At 58.2% G+C, this 1,429-nt stretch carries 1 protein-coding gene; it reads right to left on the bottom strand.

Features of this window, described 5'->3' with window-relative positions:
* Positions 1-824: 824 nt before the first annotated feature.
* Positions 825-1,034: a hypothetical protein gene (locus AC1DY5_RS55510; RefSeq protein WP_478122682.1), complete on the bottom strand. Its 210-nt coding sequence runs from the start codon at positions 1,032-1,034 to the stop codon at positions 825-827.
* Positions 1,035-1,429: the final 395 nt, after the last annotated feature.

Raw genomic sequence — 1,429 nt, 5'->3', positions numbered from 1 at the left:
GCGCAACTCTTGCCGGCCAGCAGCATTCGCCCCGCCCGCAATCGCTTCTTCGCCGCCTCGCTCAATCGCTTTTGCACCATGCCAATATCCTCCAGCATTATTCCTGGAGGCATAACGCTCGGCGCGCTCAGCGGTTGTCATGATTTACGAAAATATCAATAGTCAAAAATATCCACAACCTTAGGAAACTTACGCGACCCCTGGGTTTGCAAAGGTTGTGGATTTCTCTCCAGAGGGAAGGGGGTCGGATTTGCTAAAAAATTCGATTGTGGATTTTCGGCTAAAAGTTCACCGCCACGGTGGAGGTGCTAAGCACCAACGGGGAGGGGAGACGCCCCGCACTGCGGTTGCCCAGTAATCTGTCCATCTTCAGCTTCAAGCTGAGTCTGCGCGCGCGAAACAGGCCCTGAGCGTCCTGGCGCGCCGCGAAAATGGCCCGAGTTGTCGAGTTCCGATCGAAACCAGTGCGTTCAATTGTCGGTGCTAATCTGTCGTCGACGCGTTGAGCTGGTCGCTACGGCAAGCCGAACCACTCGCCCGAACGGTGCGGCTGCGCCCCCGGTTGAGGAGGTCACTGTCGGATCGGGTCCGGTATCTGTCGCTATGCCTATGTGCCCGGACCACGATGTCTCTTTGCTTGTAGGTCCCGTCAGTTAGGACTTCAATAATCAGCCCCCATTCCGGCGGAAAGCTCATTTTTGGTGGGTCTTGCTGCCGCAATTGGGGTCGTCGCATCTACGAGGGCGTTCGAGGGTCGCGCTTGCGAGGAATCGGGACTCGATTGAAGGCGACGCCCATCTCCGTCGGAATCAGCCTGCATCCTATTATTTCGGCGTCATGATGCCGAGCATCAGCTCCGTGTTGAGCTTGGCCACTTGCTGCACCAGCCCCGCCTGCCTCGTCATCAGCGCTAAGAACTCCGGGTCGGTCGGCGATGCTTTGGCCGAGAGCGCGAGCTGCGAGATCGACTGGGCGAGATTCTGCTGCTCTGTATAGATAGCCTTTGCAGCTTCAGTGTATTCATCGAGCGTCATGCCAGTCTCCTGTGGTGGTGAGTCCCACAGCGTAACCGCATGCAGGCTCGACATGCGTCCGAAATCGTAGCCCCTCGTAATCGAAGCTCTCCGAAGCCGTAGCCCCAGCGAGCACGTGGCATCGCTGTCACGAGCGCGATCCACCATCTTGCCATTGCCTCGGAAGCGCGTAGCATCACCGCGGCATCGAACGACGGCAGGCGGCCGCGTCGTTCAATGTTGATGGCATCGGCCGCCTATGTCGAACCTGAAGGAGATGACATGGTCACCTACGTTGGCTTGATGAGCTTCACCGATAAGGGTCTGCAATCGGTCAAGGACACGACCAAACGAGCCGCCGCCGCCAAAGAGGCCGCGAAGAAGGCCGGCGTCACCATCCGGGAACTTGTATGGAC

It is taken from the genome of Variovorax sp. P4_D9, from assembly GCF_056401695.1.
Note: the sequence above shows the minus strand (reverse complement) of the source record. Positions and strands in the feature narration are given on the sequence as shown.